The organism is Pseudomonas sp. GW704-F2 (assembly GCF_059423025.1).
Map to the genome: position 1 here is coordinate 218,516 of NZ_JBWKXO010000004.1, position 20,595 is coordinate 239,110.

General features: G+C 60.6%; 18 protein-coding genes and 1 pseudogene. 9 read left to right on the forward strand and 10 right to left on the reverse strand.

The annotated features are described in order from the left end of the window. Positions 1-145 precede the first annotated feature (145 nt). From AC07W0_RS05600 to cobA, 3 genes are read left to right on the forward strand one after another with little or no spacing between them, the layout of a single operon-like run. Positions 146-1,357: a nitrate/nitrite transporter gene (locus AC07W0_RS05600; protein ID WP_102617608.1), complete on the forward strand. Its 1,212-nt coding sequence runs from the start codon at positions 146-148 to the stop codon at positions 1,355-1,357. Then, the gene (locus AC07W0_RS05605; RefSeq protein WP_102617607.1) at positions 1,357-3,027 is read left to right on the forward strand and encodes a bifunctional protein-serine/threonine kinase/phosphatase; all 1,671 of its coding nucleotides are present in this window, start codon (positions 1,357-1,359) and stop codon (positions 3,025-3,027) included. Before AC07W0_RS05600 ends, AC07W0_RS05605 begins: the two co-directional genes overlap by 1 nt. 26 nt (positions 3,028-3,053) lie before the next feature. Continuing rightward, positions 3,054-3,797 carry a uroporphyrinogen-III C-methyltransferase gene (gene cobA / locus AC07W0_RS05610; protein WP_046489391.1) on the forward strand — a complete coding sequence of 248 codons (744 nt, stop codon included), beginning with the start codon at positions 3,054-3,056 and terminating at the stop codon, positions 3,795-3,797. A gap of 60 nt (positions 3,798-3,857) precedes the next feature. On the opposite strand, the gene AC07W0_RS05615 is transcribed toward cobA, so the two are convergent. The 8 genes from AC07W0_RS05615 to ppsA form a co-directional block, all read right to left on the reverse strand. Further along, positions 3,858-4,841 carry an OmpA family protein gene (locus AC07W0_RS05615; RefSeq protein ID WP_017845211.1) on the reverse strand — a complete coding sequence of 328 codons (984 nt, stop codon included), beginning with the start codon at positions 4,839-4,841 and terminating at the stop codon, positions 3,858-3,860. Positions 4,842-4,948: 107 nt separating this feature from the next. Then, a complete protein-coding gene (gene sigX / locus AC07W0_RS05620) occupies positions 4,949-5,539 on the reverse strand; it encodes an RNA polymerase sigma factor SigX (RefSeq protein WP_017845210.1) in 591 nt (196 codons plus the stop codon). An 87-nt stretch (positions 5,540-5,626) separates the two neighbouring features. Next, entirely contained in the window at positions 5,627-6,451 is an 825-nt protein-coding gene (locus tag AC07W0_RS05625) for a mechanosensitive ion channel family protein (RefSeq protein ID WP_017845209.1), read from the reverse strand. Between the two features lie 2 nt (positions 6,452-6,453). Continuing rightward, positions 6,454-6,699 carry a hypothetical protein gene (locus tag AC07W0_RS05630; protein WP_005790375.1) on the reverse strand — a complete coding sequence of 82 codons (246 nt, stop codon included), beginning with the start codon at positions 6,697-6,699 and terminating at the stop codon, positions 6,454-6,456. Between the two features lie 86 nt (positions 6,700-6,785). Beyond that, positions 6,786-7,781, reverse strand: a complete 996-nt coding sequence (locus AC07W0_RS05635; RefSeq protein ID WP_102617606.1) for a zinc transporter ZntB — start codon at positions 7,779-7,781, stop codon at positions 6,786-6,788. A 25-nt stretch (positions 7,782-7,806) separates the two neighbouring features. Next, positions 7,807-8,298, reverse strand: a complete 492-nt coding sequence (gene rraA, locus AC07W0_RS05640; RefSeq protein WP_017845207.1) for a ribonuclease E activity regulator RraA — start codon at positions 8,296-8,298, stop codon at positions 7,807-7,809. A gap of 188 nt (positions 8,299-8,486) precedes the next feature. Beyond that, positions 8,487-9,476, reverse strand: coding sequence for an alpha/beta fold hydrolase (locus AC07W0_RS05645; RefSeq protein WP_102617605.1), 990 nt, complete (start codon positions 9,474-9,476; stop codon positions 8,487-8,489). Between the two features lie 105 nt (positions 9,477-9,581). After that, positions 9,582-11,957 (reverse strand): phosphoenolpyruvate synthase, encoded by a 2,376-nt coding sequence (gene ppsA, locus AC07W0_RS05650; RefSeq protein ID WP_026139809.1) that lies wholly within the window; start codon positions 11,955-11,957, stop codon positions 9,582-9,584. Between the two features lie 178 nt (positions 11,958-12,135). Here ppsA and ppsR point away from each other — a divergent pair, with 178 nt between their 5' ends. Then, on the forward strand, positions 12,136-12,954 hold the full coding sequence (ppsR, locus tag AC07W0_RS05655; RefSeq protein ID WP_017845204.1) for a posphoenolpyruvate synthetase regulatory kinase/phosphorylase PpsR: 819 nt from the start codon (positions 12,136-12,138) through the stop codon (positions 12,952-12,954). A 110-nt stretch (positions 12,955-13,064) separates the two neighbouring features. On the opposite strand, the gene AC07W0_RS05660 is transcribed toward ppsR, so the two are convergent. Then, entirely contained in the window at positions 13,065-14,489 is a 1,425-nt protein-coding gene (locus tag AC07W0_RS05660; RefSeq protein WP_046382422.1) for an aminotransferase-like domain-containing protein, read from the reverse strand. Between the two features lie 160 nt (positions 14,490-14,649). Here AC07W0_RS05660 and AC07W0_RS05665 point away from each other — a divergent pair, with 160 nt between their 5' ends. From AC07W0_RS05665 to AC07W0_RS05685, 5 genes are read left to right on the forward strand one after another with little or no spacing between them, the layout of a single operon-like run. Then, positions 14,650-15,543, forward strand: coding sequence for a DMT family transporter (locus AC07W0_RS05665; RefSeq protein WP_162231523.1), 894 nt, complete (start codon positions 14,650-14,652; stop codon positions 15,541-15,543). A gap of 23 nt (positions 15,544-15,566) precedes the next feature. Next, a complete protein-coding gene (moeB, locus tag AC07W0_RS05670; RefSeq protein ID WP_102617604.1) occupies positions 15,567-17,429 on the forward strand; it encodes a molybdopterin-synthase adenylyltransferase MoeB in 1,863 nt (620 codons plus the stop codon). 23 nt (positions 17,430-17,452) lie between these two features. Continuing rightward, positions 17,453-18,367, forward strand: a complete 915-nt coding sequence (locus AC07W0_RS05675) for a PLP-dependent cysteine synthase family protein (protein ID WP_017845200.1) — start codon at positions 17,453-17,455, stop codon at positions 18,365-18,367. 37 nt (positions 18,368-18,404) lie between these two features. After that, positions 18,405-19,397 carry a serine O-acetyltransferase gene (locus AC07W0_RS05680; protein ID WP_017845199.1) on the forward strand — a complete coding sequence of 331 codons (993 nt, stop codon included), beginning with the start codon at positions 18,405-18,407 and terminating at the stop codon, positions 19,395-19,397. A 2-nt stretch (positions 19,398-19,399) separates the two neighbouring features. Further along, positions 19,400-20,128: an alanyl-tRNA editing protein gene (locus AC07W0_RS05685; protein WP_017845198.1), complete on the forward strand. Its 729-nt coding sequence runs from the start codon at positions 19,400-19,402 to the stop codon at positions 20,126-20,128. Between the two features lie 73 nt (positions 20,129-20,201). Here AC07W0_RS05685 and AC07W0_RS05690 read toward each other — a convergent pair. Beyond that, positions 20,202-20,595, reverse strand: a pseudogene (locus AC07W0_RS05690) (hypothetical protein); the annotation flags it as partial.

Genomic DNA, 20,595 nt, shown 5'->3' on the forward strand with positions numbered 1-20,595 from the left:
GACGTCGCACACCCGGTTTGCCCTCGCGGACCCGGTGGCGGCGTTTTTTTGTTTTGGCCCTTTGACACGGGGCCGGTGGGGCGGCCGTAGCCGGCTGTTCCATCACCAGGCCTTCTTACAAGACTCCCAACCGTTGAGGTGCGTGATGAAATCAAGCTTCTGGAAATCCGGGCACACCCCGACCCTGTTTGCCGCGTTCCTGTATTTCGACCTGAGCTTCATGGTCTGGTACCTACTGGGCCCGCTGGCGGTGCAGATCGCCGCCGACCTGCACCTGACCACGCAACAACGCGGCCTGGTGGTGGCGACCCCCATCCTGGCAGGCGCGGTGCTGCGTTTTCTGATGGGCATGCTGGCGGACAGACTCTCGCCCAAGACCGCCGGGCTGATCGGCCAGGTGATTGTGATCGCCGCACTCTTCGGCGCCTGGAAACTCGGCATCCACAGCTATGAACAAGCCCTGTTGCTGGGGTTGTGCCTGGGGATGGCCGGAGCGTCCTTCGCGGTCGCCCTACCGTTGGCGTCCCAGTGGTATCCCGCGGAGCACCAGGGCAAAGCCATGGGCATCGCCGGCGCCGGCAACTCGGGCACTGTGTTCGCAGCCATACTGGCACCGGTACTCGCGGCGGCGTTCGGCTGGAGCAATGTGTTCGGTTTCGCCCTGATTCCGTTGATCCTGACCCTGATCATCTTCGCCTGGCTTGCGCGCAATGCCCCCGAACGCCCGAAGGCCAAATCCATGACCGACTACTTCAAGGCCCTCGGCGACCGTGACAGCTGGTGGTTCATGTTTTTCTACAGCGTGACCTTCGGCGGCTTCATCGGCCTGGCCAGCGCCCTGCCCGGCTACTTCAACGACCAATACGGCCTGAGCCCGGTGACCGCCGGCTACTACACCGCCGCCTGCGTGTTCGGCGGTAGCCTGATGCGCCCACTCGGCGGCGCCCTGGCCGACCGTTTCGGCGGGATTCGCACGTTGCTGGGCATGTACAGCGTGGCGGCGATCTGCATCGCTGCGGTGGGTTTCAACTTGCCCAGCTCCTACGCGGCCCTGGCACTGTTCGTCTGCACCATGCTCGGCCTTGGCGCCGGTAATGGCGCGGTGTTCCAGTTGGTGCCCCAGCGTTTCCGCCGTGAGATCGGCGTAATGACCGGCCTGATCGGCATGGCCGGCGGTATCGGTGGCTTCGCCCTGGCGGCGGGCATGGGTGCGATCAAACAAAGCACCGGCAGCTATCAACTGGCCCTGTGGTTGTTCGCCAGCCTCGGCGTACTGGCCTGGTTCGGCCTGCACGGCGTCAAGCGCCGCTGGAGAACCACCTGGGGCTCGGCTGCCGTGACCGCCGCGCGCGTCTGATGAGCCTGCACCTGAGCGTCGCCCAGGCCAGCGCCATCGGCCCGCGAGCCGAGAACCAGGACGCCCTGCGCGTGGTCACGCCCCTGGCGGAGCTGGCCGCGAGCAAGGGTTACCTGTGCGCCATCGCCGACGGTGTCAGCCAATGCGCCGACGGCGGTCTGGCCGCACGCTCGACCTTGCAGGCGTTGGCCCTGGACTACTACGCCACACCGCAAACCTGGGGCGTGGCCCAGGCGCTCGAACGTCTGTTGCTGGCGCAGAATCGCTGGCTGCGGGCCAATGGCGGTGGCCAGCCGTTGCTGACCACCCTCAGTGCCCTGGTGTTTCGCGGGCAACGCTTCACCTTGGCCCACGTCGGCGACTGCCGGGCGTATCGCTGGCTGGACGGCGAATTGCAGCGCATCAGCGAAGATCATGTATGGGAACAGCCGGGCATGCAGCATGTGCTCAAGCGCGCGCTCGGCCTGGATCAACACCTGGTGCTGGATTTTCTCGACGGCCAATTGCGCGAGGGCGAATGCTTCCTGCTGCTCAGCGATGGGGTGTGGGCGACTTTGGGTGATCACAGCATCAGTGCGATCCTGCGCGAGCAGACCGACCTCGATCTGGCGGTACACACCCTGGTCACCGCCGCACACCTGGCCGGCAGCCAGGACAACGCCAGTGCCCTGCTGGTACGCATCGATAAACTCGGCGCCGCGACCCTGGGCGACGCGCTGGTGCAATTGCAGCAATGGCCGCTGCCACCCGCGCTGAAAGCCGGGCAACAGTTCGAAGGCTGGCAGGTGGAAAGCGTATTGGCGCAGAGCCGCCAGTCGTTGCTGTACCGGGTCCGCGATGCCCAGCAGCAACCCTGGTTGCTGAAAACCCTGCCCCTCAGCCGTGACGATGACAACGACGCCGGTCAAGCCTTGCTGTCGGAGGAATGGTTTCTGCGGCGGGTGGCCGGGCGCGCGTTTCCTGAAGTCCACGCGGCCAGCGGGCGTCAGCACTTGTACTACGTGATGCGTGAATATCCGGGGCAAACCCTGGCGCAGCTATTCCTGCAACAGGGCCCATTGCCCCTGGCGCAATGGCAATTCGTGGCCGAACGCTTGCTGCGGGCGGTAGGCCTGTTACATCGCCGGCAAATACTGCACCGTGACATCAAACCGGAGAACCTGCTGCTGGGTGACGATGGTGAGTTGCGCGTACTGGATTTCGGCCTGGCCTACTGCCCGGGTCTCTCCGAGGATCGCGCGCATGTACTGCCCGGCACACCAAGCTTTATCGCGCCCGAAGCGTTCCAGGGCGACCGTCCCACAGCCCAACAAGACTTATACAGCGTAGGTGTCAGCCTGTATTACTTGCTGACTGGGCATTACCCCTACGGTGAAATTGAGGCTTTCCAACGGCCCAGATTCACCCAACCGGTCAGCGCCAGCAGCTACCGCCCCGACCTGCCGGACTGGTTACCACTCAGCCTCGAGCGCGCGGTGGCGGCTCAACCTGCACAACGTTATGAAACCGCCGAAGAATGGCTGCTGGTGCTGGAGCAGGCAGACCGACGGGAACTGAGTGTCCGCCCCCGGCCGTTGCTGGAGCGGGAACCCTTGAAGGTCTGGCGCACCCTGGGGTTGCTCTCGATGCTGATCAATCTGGCGCTTCTTTACTTACTCTTTCACCGCTGACGTCATCTCTAGACGAGGGAAAACACATGAACGCAAAAGTCTGGCTGGTGGGTGCGGGCCCTGGCGACCCGGAGCTGTTGACCCTCAAGGCGGTTCGGGCGATGAACTGCGCCGATGTGGTGCTGATCGATGATCTGGTCAACCCGCAGGTACTGGAACACTGCACGGCAGCGCGGGTGATCACCGTCGGCAAGCGTGGGGGCTGCCGCTCAACGCCGCAGGACTTCATCCACCGCCTGATGTTGCGCTACACCCGCCAGGGCAAGTGCGTGGTACGGCTCAAGGGCGGCGACCCGTGCATTTTCGGGCGCGGTGGCGAAGAGGCGATGTGGCTGCGCGAACGCGGCGTCGAAGTCGAGTTGGTCAACGGGATCACAGCCGGGCTGGCGGGCGCGACGAACTGCGCGATTCCACTGACCTTGCGTGGTGTCAGCCGCGGCGTGACGCTGGTCACAGCGCACACCCAGGACGACAGCAGCCTTAATTGGCGCGCGCTGGCGGAAGGCGGGACGACGCTGGTGATCTATATGGGAGTGGCGAAGCTGGAAGAGCTTCGTCAGCAGTTGCTGGAAGGCGGGATGGCCGCGGATATGCCCGTGGCGATGATCGAAAATGCCTCATTGCCGCAGCAGCGGGAGTGCCGTAGCCATTTGTCGCAGATGCACGAGGATGCGCAGGCGTTCGCCCTGAAGAGCCCGGCGATCCTGGTGATCGGCAGTGTCGCCGCCACCTCGCAAGCAGCGAGCGTCGCAGCGGCAGCCAGCGCCTGAGGCAAACCCCAGGCGAAAAAAAACCCGGCCGAAGCCGGGTTTTTTTCTACTACTCAGTAATTACTGAGCAGCTTGAGCTTCAACAGCAGCTTCTACGCGACGGTTGATAGCGCGACCAGCTTCAGTTGCGTTGTCAGCAACTGGGCGGGATTCGCCGTAACCTACCGAGGTGATGCGGCTAGGTGCTACGCCGTCTTTAACCAGAACTTGCTTAACAGCGTCAGCACGACGCTGGGACAGCTTCTGGTTGTAGGCGTCTGGACCCACGGAGTCAGTGTGACCAGCCACTTCTACGTGGGTAGCTGGGTACTGAGCCATGAAGTCAGCCAGGTTTTTCACGTCGCTGTAGCTGTTAGGCTTAACAACCGACTTGTCGAAGTCGAACTTAACGTCCAGCTCAACACGAACAACCTGAGCAACCGGAGCTTCTGGCTCTGCAACTGGCTCTGGAGCTGGTGCTGGGGTAGGAGCTGGAGCAACTGCGCCAGCGTTACCGCCGAAGTTCACACCCAGGCCGACCAGTGCGGAGTAATCCCACTTGCCGTTGTCCAGTGCGTAGTCAGCTTCAACACCGGCACGAGCGTACAGGTTGTTGGTGAAGTAGTACTTCACGCCAGTACCAGCGATGAGCTGGGTAGTTTGGTCGCGACCGCTGTGGCCATCAGCACGAACGTTGCCACGGCTCTGGTGACCGACACCGCCTTCTACGTATGGACGCAGGGAGTCGACGCCAGCTTGACCGAAGTGATACTGGGCCACGAGGCTGCTGGTATCGCCTTTGATCTTCTGGCTACCGGTACCGTCGTTCGAACGGGTGTGGTTGGTCTTGTCGTAGGACAAGTTCAACGACAGGTCGTCGGTCAGGAAATAACCAATGCGAGCGCCTGGGTTGAAGCCGTCTTCGATATGTTTGACGCTATCGTTGTACTGCTTCTTGTAGAACAGCTCGCCTTCAACTGCGCCTTGGCCTTGTGCCAGAACGCCGAAAGAAGTAGCGGCAATAAGAGAACCAATGGCCAAGCCCAAGGTGTTTTTCAGTTTCATCCGTTAAATCCCCATCTGGTGATTGTAAAGCAGTCCCACAAACCGGGGGACAACTCGGCGACAAGTCTAACAGAACTTGCCTACACGTAAGAGATATTTGCCACGCACTAAGTTTCAGTCTCGCCCGCAAATTTCTCACGTAATTTATCAAGAGCACGTTTGTAACGCATTTTTGTAGCACTCAAACCCATATGCATGATGTCAGCGATTTCCTGAAATTCCAGCTCTGCGACAAAACGTAGCACCAGAATTTCGCGGTCAATCGGGTTCACATGCACCAACCAGCGATCAAGTCCGCCCTTCTCCTCGGGTGCCGGCGTCTTTTCTTCAGACGCCTCCTCAAGGGGGTCCAGACTCAAGGCGTCCATCAAGCGACGCTTTCGCCGTTCCTTACGATACTGCGTGATGCACTCGTTGTACGTGATGCTGTAGAGCCATGTCTTGAACTTCGATTTGCCCTCGAAGTTCTTCAGGCCATACAACACCTTGAGCATCACTTCCTGACAGACATCATCCGCATCTCTATCGTTCCCTAAATACCTTGAACAAACGTTGAACAGAGTGCGTTGATATCTGCGCATCAATTCTTCGTACGCGCGTGTTACGTGAAACAGCTCCGTGTGTGCGCGCGCGACCAACTCCTCATCAGAGAGCTCACGGGGGTCATAGCGCGTGGACAGCGTTTGGGCTTTATTCAAAACAAGTCGTGCCGACAGTCAGGTCAATGTCCGCCACAGCCCGGTCACCCGGGTTCGCGGCGGCGTACATTAGCAGGGTTTGCCGGGTTAGCGGCTACTGACCTGCTGCTCCAGGAGAATCCGATTGGACAGCGACACCAGGTCGCCGTCATCGGTCAGCACAGTTGTCTTGACCGTACCGATCTCCTCGATTTGCCCCTCGACCTCGCCCACACGCACGTGCTGCCCTACCTGATACAACTCACGCACATAGATTCCCGCCAGAATCTGACCGGCAATTTCCCGACTTCCCAGACCCATGGCCAGCGCAACGGCCAGACCAACGGTAATCAAAACAATCACAATCACGTGGTTTAGCAGGTCAGTCTTGACCTCCAACTGGCTGATCGCGACGGAAATACTGATGATGATCACCAGCCCCTGGGCGATTCGCCCCAGGCCTGCTGCGTAGTCCAGCCCGACGCCTTCAGCGGCCCCGCGTACCAGCCCGTTGGCCAATTGCGCAAGCAGAACGCCGACGAGAAGCACCAGCGCGCCGCCGAATACTTTCGGTAGATACAGTGCCAGCATGTCTAGCGTAGCTGAAACTCGCTCAAGGCCAAGGGATTGAGCCGCAGAAACCAGAAAAATCAACAAAACGAACCAGTAAACGATCTTGCCGATCAAGGTCGAGATCGGCACCTGCAGCCCGGCGCGGCCGAGCAGCTTGGTCAGGCCGGTGCCTGCCATCAAGCGGTCCAGACCGAGTTTGGCGAGCAGCTTGGACAGCAGGGTGTCGAGCAGCTTGGCCACGACAAAACCCAGCAATACCAGGACCAGCGCCCCAAACAGGTTGGGAATGAAATTCGCCACCTTGGTCCACAATGCGGTCATCGCGGTGACCAGGCTCTGGGTCCAGAGATCAAGTTCCATATTCAATCAGCCTTATCAGCAGTGCGAGCAAGAGGTTTACGACGGGAAACCGGCGAGACGTGGGCCGAACCATTGTTCAGGGCCATCATCAACGCCGGCAGCCAACGACCGAGCAGACCGAACAGATCCCCCGCCCCGACCTGACGGTTGGCGGTTTTCAACACGCGGCCCAGGCAGGCATCGTCATCCCGGTTGGATGGCGAAGCATTGAGCATGTCACGCAAAGACTGTTCGAACGGATCGTGCATAAAGACCTCTCGCAAGTGTTTTAAAAGACGAGGGTTAAATTCCTGAGGTCACATCGGCCCCTTCCTACGTTCAGGTCACATTCAGCTCAAACCCAGCGCAATCGTCGAAATAGCCACCATTGTCCGAGCGCCACCGAGACCATCAACAGGCAGGCAATCACAAATCCATAAGGACTGGCGGAGAACGGTATGCCCCCCACATTGATACCTAACAAGCCGGTCAGAAAACTCATCGGCAGGAAGATCCCGGTGATGATCCCGAAGCGGTACATTGTACGGTTCATGCGTATGCTCAAGCGCCGATCTTCGGCCTCCAGCACAAGCCCCACGCGCTCCCGGGTCAATTCGAGTTCTTCCAGGTAGCGGGTCAGGCTGTTGTTCAATTCGTTCCAATAGTCGGCATCGTCATCACAGAACCACGACAATTTGATCCGCGTCAGTTGGGCAAAGATATCCCGCTGCGGCGCCAGGAATCGCTTGAGCCCGGCCGCTCGCCGACGGATCTGCAAAATGCTGCCATGCTCCGGGGTATACCGTTCGTCGGTATCGAGTTTTTCTTCCTCTACGTCGACGATTTCAGACAGGTCGGACACCAGGTCCTGGACTTTGTGCGTCAGGTACTGCGCCATATACAGGATGAGTTCAGACGCGGTTTTTGGCCCCTTGCCATCCGCCAACTGCACCAGCAGCTCATCGGTGGCGCGCAGCGGGCGCAAGCGCAGGGAAATCACCCGGCTGGCAGCGGCGAAGATACGCACCGAAACCATGTCTTCCGGCTCAGCGCCAGGGTTGAGGTTGACCCCGCGCAGGAACAGCAGGAGTTCCGCGTCCGGCAACGGCAACAGGCGCGGGCGGGTGTTCTCCTCCAGCAGCAGGTCACAGGCGAACTCACTCAAGCCACTGGCCTTGCGCAGCCAGGTCTGGGTTTGCGGGTGGCTGCGATCCCAATGCAGCCACAGGCTTTCCTGGGGCTGCAGTTGCAATTGGTCAAGCTCAGTTCGGGCAATCGAACGCGCACCGCCTTTACCATCCAGCACCAGGGCATGCACCAGGCCCCACTGCGCGTTTTCTTCCTCGAACATCCTCACCCCTGTCGGTTATTGCGGTTTATTCGGGCATTTTCAGCGGGCTGGGCGACACGATCACGCCATTATTGTCGGCGTAGATGTACTCACCCGGACGGAATGTCACACCGGCAAAGGTCACTGCCACGTTCAAATCGCCAATGCCGCGCTTGTCAGTCTTCATCGGGTGGCTGGCCAACGCCTGCACGCCGAGGTCGGTCTGGGCGACGACGTCGACATCCCGGATGCAACCGTAGATCACCAGCCCTTCCCAACCGTTTTTCGCGGCTTTCTCGGCGATCATGTCGCCCAGCAGCGCGCGACGCAGGGAGCCACCACCGTCGACCACCAGCACCTTGCCGGCGCCTGGCTGGTCGGCCTGCTCCTTGACCAGGGAGTTATCTTCGAAGCATTTGATGGTGACGATCTCGCCGCCAAAGGAATCGCGGCCGCCGAAGTTGCTGAACATCGGCTCGGCCACCTGCACCAGTTCCGGGTAGGCGTCGCAAAGATCGGGAGTGACGTAGTGGTTCATTGAAAATTTCCTTTCTGTCAAAGACGTGTCTTTCGAAAGAGGCGCCGGCCGAAGCAGCAGCAAAACATCCCATCCGTTTCGCCGTTACGCAATAGCCACTGCGCGACTGAATATGACCAGAAGCATTTAACGCGTCATATCTTAGCCGCAACCAAAGACGAGCGAAACGCCCTTGGCAGAGCGCTGCGTCAAACTACGACCAATGCATCAGCCTGAGCACCCAACAATGGTGTCAGCGGATCTTTCAGCCATTGCGCCACCAGCGGCCAGACTTCGGCCTGGGCCGCTTTGCTGACCAACATCTCCACATGCCCGAAATCCCCGGTAAAACCTTGTTGGCGCCCCAGGCGCAGGTATTGCCGCGGTGCGGAGCCGACTTGTTCGTACAGCTTGCGGCAGGCCCAGTCCGGGTCCTGCTGGTCGCCGGTGGCACTGACGACCAGCAGCGGCACGTCGACTTCCGCCAGGCCTTTCCACCAATCACGGCCGGCCTCGCCAAACCGGCCGAAGAGGCCATGCCAGCGCATGCTCTCGATCATCACGCCCACCGGCTCGTCCTCGGGGCCGCGCTTGAGCCGCGGGCCGGACAACTGGCCAAAGCGCTTCAGGAGCAAGCGAGCGCCCCACTCCAGCGGTGGAATTTTCAACGGCCAGTAGGTGCGACTGACCTGGCTGCCGAACAGCGCCACTGAAGCCACCGCCGGCGCACCGAGGTACTGGCCACCCAAGGCCGCCGCCAGGGTGGTGCCGCCAAGGGAATGCCCGATCCAGTGGGGAATCTGCGCACTCTGTTCGCGCACGAACGCACCGATGGCCGGCAAATCGTAGCGGGCGTAGTCCGCGACCCGATTGCGGGTGTAGTCCTGGTTGCGCTTGGACAGGCCGTGGCCGCGCATTTCCGGTATCCACACATCGAACCCCTGGCGTGCCAGGTAGGCGCCCAGGCCGACACCCTTGGGCGAGTACCAGAAGCGCCGGTTGGAAAAGCTGCCATGTAACAAAATCACAGGGATGCCGCGGTTTTGCGCGACATCGGCCAGGCCCAGACGCGTCACGGCCAGCTCGACGGTGCCGTCGGGACTGTTGCCGGGTTTGAGCCGGTACACATCTTCACTCAGGTCGCCACGACGTTCAGCGCTGATCAGGGCGACGGGAAACAGGTTGCTGCTGCTTTGCATAATGCTCTTGCACAAAAAAGGGCGGCGTCCGGAAGGAGTTCCGCCCTGTACAGATAAGAATGCCGGCCAACCTGACGATTGACCGGCACTTTTGACGCGTCGACCTTAGGCGGACGCTTGGCCTTCCGCCAGGAAGAACCAGGTTTCCAGCACCGAATCGGGGTTCAGCGAGACGCTTTCGATGCCCTGTTCCATCAGCCATTTGGCCAGGTCAGGGTGATCGGAAGGGCCTTGGCCGCAAATGCCGATGTACTTGCCGGCCTTGTTACAGGCCTGAATGGCGTTGGCCAGCAGCTTCTTGACCGCAGGGTTACGCTCATCGAACAAGTGCGCGATGATCCCCGAGTCGCGGTCCAGGCCCAGGGTCAGCTGGGTCAGGTCGTTGGAGCCGATGGAGAAACCGTCGAAGAACTCCAGGAACTCTTCGGCCAGAATGGCGTTGGATGGCAGCTCGCACATCATGATCACGCGCAGGCCGTTTTCACCACGGGACAAGCCGTTTTCGGCCAACAGGTCCACCACCTGGCTCGCTTCGCCCAGGGTACGGACGAACGGCACCATGATCTCGACGTTGGTCAGGCCCATCTCGTTGCGCACGCGCTTGAGGGCGCGGCACTCGAGCTCGAAGCAATCACGGAACGCTTCGCTGATGTAACGCGAGGCGCCACGGAAGCCCAGCATCGGGTTTTCTTCTTCCGGCTCGTAAAGCTTGCCGCCGATCAGGTTGGCGTATTCGTTGGACTTGAAGTCCGACAGACGCACGATGACCTTTTTCGGGTAGAACGCCGCGGCCAGGGTGCTGATGCCTTCCACCAGCTTCTCGACATAGAAGCCCACCGGGTCGTTGTAGCCAGCGATGCGCTTGTCGACGCTGTCCTTGATTTCCGGCGGCAGGCCGTCGTAGTTCAACAGGGCCTTGGGGTGGACGCCGATCATGCGGTTGATGATGAATTCCAGGCGAGCCAGGCCCACACCGGCGTTCGGCAGTTGCGCGAAGTCGAAGGCACGGTCCGGGTTGCCGACGTTCATCATGATCTTGAACGGCAGGTCAGGCATCGCATCGATGGAGTTTTGCTTGATGTCGAAGCCCAACTCGCCTTCGAAGATAAAGCCGGTATCGCCTTCGGCGCAGGACACGGTCACACCCTGGCCATCCTTGAGCAGTTGGGTGGCGTTGCCGCAACCGACTACCGCAGGAATCCCCAGTTCACGGGCGATGATCGCCGCGTGGCAGGTGCGCCCGCCACGGTTGGTGACGATGGCGCTGGCGCGCTTCATCACGGGTTCCCAGTCCGGGTCGGTCATGTCGGAGACCAGCACGTCACCGGGCTGGACCTTGTCCATCTCGGACACGTCCTTGATGATCCGTACCTTGCCGGCGCCGATGCGCTGACCGATGGCGCGGCCTTCCACCAGCACAGTGCCGGTTTCCTTGAGCAGGTAGCGTTCCATGACGTTGGCCGAAGTGCGGCTCTTCACGGTTTCCGGACGCGCCTGCACGATGTACAGCTTGCCGTCGTCGCCGTCTTTGGCCCACTCGATGTCCATCGGGCACTGGTAGTGCTTCTCGATGATCATCGCCTGTTTCGCCAGCTCGCTGACTTCAGCGTCGGTCAGGCAGAAGCGCGCGCGCTCGGCCTTATCCACGTCGACGGTTTTCACCGAGCGACCGGCCTTGGCCTCGTCGCCGTAGATCATCTTGATGGCCTTGCTGCCCAGGTTACGGCGCAGGATGGCCGGGCGACCCGCTGCGAGGGTGCCCTTGTGTACGTAGAATTCATCCGGGTTTACCGCGCCTTGTACGACGGTTTCGCCGAGGCCGTAGGCACCGGTGATGAACACTACGTCACGAAAGCCCGATTCGGTATCCAGGGTGAACATCACACCGGCGGTGCCGGTTTCCGAACGCACCATGCGCTGCACGCCGGCAGACAGGGCCACCAGCTTGTGGTCGAAACCTTGGTGTACGCGGTAGGAAATGGCGCGATCATTGAACAACGAAGCGAACACTTCCTTGGCTGCGCGGATCACGTTTTCCACGCCGCGGATGTTGAGGAAGGTCTCCTGCTGGCCCGCGAAAGAGGCGTCGGGCAAGTCTTCGGCGGTGGCCGAGGAGCGCACGGCGACAGCCATGTCCGGGTTGCCGGCCGACAGCGTGGCGAACGCCGTGCGGATTTCTTCGTTGAGTTTCTCGGGGAACTCAGCTTCCATGATCCACTGACGGATCTGGGCGCCGGTCTTGGCCAGGGCGTTGACGTCATCGACGTCCAGAGCGTCCAGCGCGGCGTGGATCTGGGCGTTGAGGCCGCTCAGTTCGAGAAAATCACGGTAAGCCTGGGCGGTGGTGGCAAAACCACCTGGCACCGAGACGCCAGCGCCTGCAAGATTACTGATCATCTCGCCGAGGGATGCGTTCTTGCCCCCTACGTGCTCCACATCATGGACGCCGAGCTTATCGAGGGAAACTACGTACTCTACCAAGGTGATCTCTCCACTTTCTGTATTGGAAAAGCTCAGGACGCCGGCTGCTCAGTAGGAGCATTCGCCAGCGCTTGTGGCCTGGACCTGGAAAATAAGTGAGAATGCGGCCCACAGAGGGACGGCAAAATCGCGCCTATCATATCCAAGATTCGCCATCAGCTTAAGGCCCAGGGCTCAAATGAAACGATCTGCTTTCTTTATTTCCGACGGCACCGGCATCACAGCCGAAACACTGGGCCAAAGCCTGCTCGCGCAGTTCGAAAACGTTACTTTCGCCAAATTCACGCGGCCGTATATCGACAACGCGGATAAAGCGCGGGCCATGGTACAACAAATCAATCTGGCGGCAGAAAAAGACGGCTTTCGTCCGATCATTTTCGACACCATCGTCAATCAAGACATTCGTGAGATCCTTGCTACGTCCAATGGTTTCATGATCGACATTTTCTCGAGCTTCCTGGCGCCGCTGGAACAAGAGTTGAGTGAACACTCCTCCTATTCCGTCGGAAAGTCCCATTCCATTGGGCATAACTCCAACTACATGGAGCGTATCGAGGCGGTGAACTTCGCCCTCGACAACGACGACGGAGCCCGCACCCACTACTACGACAAGGCCGACATCATCCTGGTGGGCGTGTCGCGCTGCGGCAAGACCCCGACTTGTCTGTACATGGCCATGCAATTCGGCATCCGCGCGGCCAACTACCCGCTGACCGAAGACGACATGGAACACCTGACGCTGCCGACCGCCCTGCGCACGCATTCGCACAAGCTGTTCGGGCTGACCATAGACCCGGACCGCCTGACGGCCATCCGCAACGAGCGCAAGCCCAACAGCCGCTACTCCAGCTATGCCCAGTGCGAATTCGAAGTGCGCGAAGTGGAAAATCTGTTCCGTCGAGAGAACATTGCGCACATCAATTCCACGCATTTCTCGGTGGAAGAGATCTCGGCGAAAATTCTGGTGGAGAAAGGCGTCGAACGCCGCTTTAAATAATCTGCTTATCTGAACCGACGCCATCGCGAGCAAGCCCGCGCCCACAGGAAAATGCATTCCAAAGGTGGGAGCCGGCTTGCTCACGATGAACGATAATTCGGTGAACCCGCCTAAAGGTGGAAGCGCCCACCGCCCTGCCCCAACGCAGTGGCCAGCGCATCAAACCCCGCCCGCAACAACTGATCATCTCCCGACGTATTGCAGATACTCGCCCGGATAAACTGCGGCACTGCGGTCTGCCCCACGGCAAACGCCTCGGCGGTGGCGATCAGGTAATTATTCTGCTTGAGTTCGGCCTCGATTTCCGACGCTCGCCAAGGCTCCGGGACTTCAATCCAGAAGTGCGGGCTATTGAGGTGCGTGCGGTATTCCAGGCCGGCCAACAGGCCCTGCACCAACGCCTTGCGCCGGCTGATCTCGTTGATCTGCTGGCGCAGCAGGTATTCCGCCGTGCCGTTCTCGATCCACTGGGTCGCCAGCTCCAGGGTCACCGGCGTGGCCATCCAGCAGGTCGAACGCAGCGCCGCCGAAATACGGCTGACCAATGCCGGCGGCGCATGCACATAGCCGACACGCAGCCCCGCCGACACGGCCTTGCTCAAGCTGCTGATCAAAATCGTACGCTCGGGCGCGAAATAGCTCAGGGGCGGCGGCCGGTCTTCCACCAGCACACCGTGGGCTTCATCCTCAAGAATCAGCAGGTTGTGCTCACGACAGACTTTGACCAGCGCCTCGCGGCGTGCGACCGATAACACGGCAGTGGTCGGGTTCTGGATGGTGGGCGTGCAGTACAACGCCGAAACCCGGTGATTGCGACAGACTTCATCGAGTGCCCCGGGCAGCACACCTTCTTCATCCATCTCCAGGCCGATCAGGCGCACACCGAGCATGCGCGCGGCGGTGATCAGTCCTGGATACGTCAATTGTTCGGTGACCACCGTATCGCCGGCGCGCAGCAGCGCCATCATCGCGCAGAGCAACCCGTGCTGGCCGCCGTTGACGCAAATGACCTGCTCGGGGATGGGATGAAAATCGCGCTGCACCAGCCACTGCGCGCCCGCTTCGCGGTAACGCGGCAGGCCGGCGTCCGGCGTGTAGGCACTGATGTCCTGGAGAAACTTGGCGTTGGTCGACAGGGTCTGGAAACTCTGCGCCAGGAACACCGTCTCCTGCCCCGGAATATGCATGTTGCGGCTCATGTCGAAGTATTGGCGCGGCTCCTCGCTGAAGTTGCGGAAACCTTCATCCCGTTGGCGCTCCATCCCACGCTTGCGCACGAACGTGCCGTCACCTACCCGTGCCACCACCAACCCCAGGCGTTCCAGCTCGCCGTAGGCCCGGCTGATGGTGCCGATGGTCACCCCCAGATTGTCGGAAAGTACCCGATGGGGCGGCAGTTTCCGTCCCGGTTCAATCAGGCCCTCGAGGATGCCCCGTTCCATGACATCGGACAGACGCTTGTACTTGACGCCCTGCCCATTGGACAACCCCTCACGCATAATTGACACCATGTCAATATTTGTTTTGACAGCCATCTTTAGCCCTAATAGTGTGCTTTTACGGGTTCAATCGCCGAAAAAAATAACTCATTACAAGTTCAATATAGAGTTCAATTCCGGCTCAGGGAAGCAATAAACGATGCCAATGTCCGCCGTTCTCGAAAACGCTGCAAAAACCAAAACTCAAAAACAGTGGTTGGCCGGCCTGGTGACCAGTGTGATGTTTCTCATCGTTTGCCTGAGTTGGGGTACCACTTGGCTCGGCATCAAAATCGCCGTGGAGAGCGTGCCGCCGCTGACCTCCGCCGGCTTGCGCTTCCTGATCGCGTTCCCGCTGTTCCTGTGTTTTGCCATGGTGCGCCGCGAGCCGATCCTGTTCCCCCGGGAAAGCCGTTGGTTCTTCGTGTTCGTGACCCTGTCCTACTTCAGCGTGCCCTATTACCTGCTCAACTACGGCGAAATGCATGTTTCGTCCGGCCTCACCGCGCTGCTGTTCAGTTGCATGCCGGTGTTCATCCTGATTTTCTCCGCGCTGTTCCTGCGCGAGCGCATCTACTTTTCCCAGGTGGTCGGCATCGGTATCGGCTTCGGCAGCCTTTACATGATCATCAGGAGCCAGGGCCTGCACCTGGACCATGCCGAGTTCTTCGGGGTACTGGCGATTCTGAGCGCCGCGATCATGCATGCCTTGTGCTACGTCATTACCAAGCAAAAAGGCAGCGCGATCAGCGTGATCACTTACAACACACTGCCCATCGGGATCGCCGGGCTGATGCTGTTCGTCGCCGGCCTGTGGTTTGAAACACCGACTTTCGAAGCCATCACCCTGCGTTCGTGGGGCGCCCTGTTCTACCTGGGCCTGGTCGCATCGGTGGGCGGGTTCATCGTGTATTTCATGCTGCTCAAGCGCCTGAGCCCGATCATCCTCTCGTTCGTGTTCATCATCTTCCCGGTGTTCGCGGTGATCATCGGCGCCTGGTACGAAGGCGTGGCGATTTCCCGCGACCTCATGCTGTATTCGGCCATTCTGCTGGCCGGTTTTGCGATCACCAAGTTGCCCATCGAAAAACTCATGGCCAAGAAAAATTGAGCCTCTTTGAACGCGAGAGAAACATGGACGTCCTCCGCCCAGAAGCCCTGGAACAGATCTATGCCCACGCCAGCCGCAGCTACCCCGAGGAATGCTGTGGCTTCGTCTTCGCCGACGGCAGCGTGTACCTGGGCCGCAATATCCAGAACGAGCTGCACCGCAAGAACCCCGAGATGTACCCGCGCAGCGCGGCCAACGGCTACACCTTTTCCGTGGCCGACACGCTGCTGCTGAACAAGGCACTTCGCAGCGACAACCCGGTGGTGGTGATCTACCACTCCCACCCTGACGTCGGTGCCTATTTCAGCGACGAAGACCAGGACAAGGCGCTGTTCATGGGCGAGCCGATCTACCCCGTCAGCTACCTGGTGGTGGATGTTCGCCAGGGCCAGGCCCTGGGCTCGAAGCTGTTTGCCTGGGATGGCAAGCATTTCGCCCTTCAACCCCTCAACGACCTGCACACGGAGTTGTCCATGAACGCTGTCTCTTTCCCCGACATTCTGGTTCGCGTGGCCAAGCTGCCGGAATCGACCCTTGAGGGCACCGGATCGACATTGCGCGAAGTCATTGAAAACCTCTGCGACAGCCACCCGCAGTTGCGTATGCACCTGTTCCACGAGAACAACAACCAGCTCAAGGAACACTTCCTGTTTACTGCTGAGGAAGCATTGATCGAGGCGGACGACCGGCTACCGGAAAAGGCCAGAATCGAAGTGTTGCTCGCCACCTCCGGCGGCATTGACGTCGACGGCCTGAGCAATGAAGAAGTGCAGCGCTACGTGCGCCATATCACCCTGCCCGGCGTCGGTCGCGAAGGCCAGTTGAACCTGAAAAAAGCCAAGGTGCTGATCATCGGCACCGGCGGCCTGGGCTCGCCCATCAGCCTGTACCTGGCGGCGGCCGGCATCGGCACCCTGGGGCTGGTGGATTTCGATGTGGTCGAGAGCAGCAACCTGCAACGCCAGATCGTCCACGGCAACAGCACCCTGGGCATGTCCAAGGTCGCGTCCGCCAAGCAACGCTTGCAAGACCTCAACAGCCACATCCAGATCAATGCCCACGACACCGCGCTGACCGCCGACAACGCCCTGGAACTGGTCGGCGCCTACGACCTGGTGATCGACGGCACCGACAATTTCGACACGCGCTACCTGGTCAACGACGCCTGCGTGCAGTTGGGCAAACCCCTGGTGTTCGGCGCCATCTACCGTTTCGACGGGCAGATCAGCGTGCTCAATTACAAAGGCGGGCCCTGCTACCGCTGCCTGTTCCCCAAGGCACCACCGGCGGAACTGGCGCCCAATTGCAGCGCTGGCGGAGTGATCGGCGTGCTGCCGGGGGTAGTCGGGATGATCCAGGCGACCGAGGCGATCAAGTTGCTGATCGGCATCGGCGAACCCTTGTCCGGCCGCTTGATGCGCTTCGATGCACTGGCGATGAAATTCAGCGAGATCCGCTTCAAGCGCCGCGCCGACTGCCCCTGCTGTTCGGAACTGCGCCACAGCGCCCCCCTCGCGCCGACAGTCTGCGCCGACGCCGTACCGAGCAAGCCCAGCCTAGCCGAAGAGCGCTACATCAAGCCGCGGGTACTCAAACAACTGCTCGAACGCCACAGCAGCGCCGACGTACTGCTGGACGTGCGCGACGCCAGCGAACTGGAGGTCTGCAAGTTGCCGGGCGTGGTGCATATCCCCCTCGCCGAACTGGACGGTCAGCTCGACAGCCTCAGCCGAGACAACACCCACTACCTGATCTGCTACGCCGGAACCCGCGCCGAGCAAGCGGCCAGCACCCTGCTGGCGGCCGGCTTCGCCAACACCAAAGTTCTGCAAGGCGGCATGAAACATTGGGTTCGCGACGTCGAACCCGATATGCCTTTGTACTGATCACGGCCCTGGGTAACGACCTGATGCTGCATAACTCAATTCTCGACGCCATCGGCCACACACCGATCGTGCGCCTGGCGCAGTTTTCCGAAGACCTCGGCATCGAGGTCTACGCCAAACTGGAATCGCTCAACCCCGGCGGCAGCCACAAGGCGCGCATCGCCTTGGGCATGATCCTCGACGCCGAGCGTCGCGGCGTGCTGATGCGCGACTCCGGGCAAACCATTATCGAACCCAGCGGCGGCAACACCGGCATTGGCCTGGTGATGGCTGGCAACGTGCTCGGCTACAAAGTGGTGCTGGTGATCCCGGATAACTACAGCCCTGAAAAGCAGAAACTGCTGCGCCTGTATGGCGCCAAGGTGGTGCTGTCGGACAGCCGCCTCGGCAACAATTCCCATGGCGAGAAATGCATGGAGTTGCAGTTGGAAAACCCCAGCTACGTGATGCTCAACCAGCAACGCAACGGCGCCAACCCGCAGACGCACCGCGACACCACCGCGCCGGAGATCCTCAGCGCCTTCGGTGAGCAGCGCGTGGATTACTTCGTCAGCGGCATCGGCACCGGCGGCCATATCACCGGCATAGGCGAAACCCTCAAGGCCGCCTGGCCGGCCCTGCGCGTGATGGGCGTGGAACCGGAGGAATGCGACCTGCTGAAAAACCAGCACGCACCCCACCATATCCAGGGCCTGTCGATCGGCTTGATCCCGAGCATCCTCAACCTGGACGTGCTGGACGGCATGCTCAAGGTGTCGCGCGTGGAATGCCTCGACATGATGAAACGCATCATGCGTACCGATGCCATCAGCCTGGGCCTGTCCTCGGCCGCCAATATGGTGGCCATCGCCAAGCTCGCCCCGGAGTTACCGCCCGAAACGGTGGTGTTGACCATGGTCTACGACAATGCCGACAGCTACCTGCCCAGTTTCGAATAACCGGTTATCCAACCATCCAGAATGCGGGGGTGCCTCCATGGGCGGCTTTATCGACATGCAACATCTGCACGATGAATTGCTTACCCACCTCATCAAGACCCTGACGCCCACGCAGATGAAGCAGCTGGAGCCGCACTTGGCGCCGTTGGTCCAGAGCGCCGCCCAGGCGGTGGCCGAGGACCTGATTGCCTACGCCTACCGCGACCCGGCGTCGCGCGGGCGCGGCGAGTTGATCCTGGAATCCTATGCCTCGTTCAAGGCGGTGCTGTTCTACCGGCTGGCGCACCGGGTGTGGCATTTTCCCGACCAGACCAACGGGATGTTTTCGCGCATTGCCCTCAAGCTCAGCAACCAGGGCAAGATCCTCTCCGGCGCGGAGATTCACCCGGCAGCACGCATCGGTCGGCGCTTTGTGCTCGACCATGGCTACGGCACGGTGATCGGTGAAACCTGCGAGATCGGCAACGACTGCTACATCCTCTGCGGCGTGACCCTCGGCGCTCGCGGCATCGCCAACAACCCCGACGGCAAGCGCCACCCGCGCCTGGGCAACAACGTCGAAATCGGCTCCGGCGCCCGCGTGCTCGGCTACGTGCAGATCGGCGACAACGTGTTCATCAGCCCAGCGTGCGTGATCACCCAGGACGTACCGGCGGGGACCAAGGTCAAGGTGGTCAACCAGATCCAATTGCAAAAGAACGACGAATCGGAGCACAGCAGCTACCTCGGCGCCTTCGCTCTCGATGAGCGCCTGCACGTGGTCGGCGAGATCAATGCCAGCCACAAGGTCACGGTGCTGGACGCCGACTTTCACCCGTTGCAGGGGCTGATGCTCGAACCCACGGTGAAAGAACGCCATCACCTGCAATTTCGCCTGCGCCACATCGAAATGGGCGACCGTCTGCCACGTCTGCCGCTGAACCTGAAAGTCTGCGGGCCGGAATTTGAAATCACCCTGCTCTCCCCCCCTGGCTTGAGCGCAATGGTGCGTCACCTGCTGCAAGCCAGCCCATTGATTGTCGGAGGTTGAACATGTCTGTGCACACCATGGAAACCCTGGCGCTGTTTGACAGCGCGCCCTACCAGAACGCCTTCAGCGCCCGGGTGATTGCCGTCAGCGAACACGGCATCGCCCTGGAGCACACGCTGTTCTACCCTACCGGCGGCGGGCAACCCGGCGACACCGGCCACTTCACTCTGGACGACGGCACGCGCGTGGACATCCTCGGCACGGTGCGCGACCCGGTGCAGCGCTCGATCATCTGGCACCAGGTGGAACACTGTCCCGAGCAGTTGAGCGCCGGGGTCCAGGTGGATGCCAGCCTCGATTGGGAGCGGCGCTACCAGCACATGAAAATGCACACCTGCCTGCACCTGCTGTGTTCACTCATCGACGCCCCGGTCACCGGCTGTAGCATCAGCGCCGACAAAGGGCGACTGGATTTCGACCTGCCGGAAATGACCCTGGACAAAGACAGCATCACCCGCGATATCAACGCGCTGATCGAACAGGCTCATCAGGTGAAAACCCTGTCGATGCCCGCCTCGGAGTACGCAACCCTGCTACAGATCACCCGCACCCAAGCAGTAGCTCCGCCCGTGATCCAGGGCTCGGTGCGCGTAATTGAAATTGCCGGAATCGATATCCAGCCATGCGGCGGCACCCATGTGATCAACACCGAAGAAATCGGCCGGGTGTTTTGCGAGAAGATCGAGAAGAAGAGCAAGCATAACCGTCGGGTTATTTTGCGCTTTGAATGAATGTTCAGCAGAACGGGGTCGATGCAGGTGCGGGCTTACCGCCCCACATTGACCCGTTTTTCTATCGCTGAACTTAACCCTTCAGCGCTTTGATCTGGTTATTCAACTGCTCGATTTGCTTCTGCAGCTCGGAAATCACCTTGGAAAATTCAGCCATCATCTGGTCGATGCGCGAGCGAAGTTGCTCATTGTCGCGTGCGAGATCCTCGAGGGTACGAGGCGCCTGGTTTGATTCATCGGACCGGGCCGACGGGTTGCTTTCGTTGGACTGCGCCGCGCCTTGCTTGCCTTGGCCCGAAGAAGCCCCCTGATTGGCCTGACCCTGACCCTGCGCCGCACCTTGCTTGCCTTGACCCGAAGAAGCACCTTGATTGGCCTGACCCTGACCCTGACCCTGTCCCTGCGCTGCGCCTTGCTTGCCCTGGCCGGAAGAAGCACCCTGATTGGCCTGACCCTGACCCTGCGCT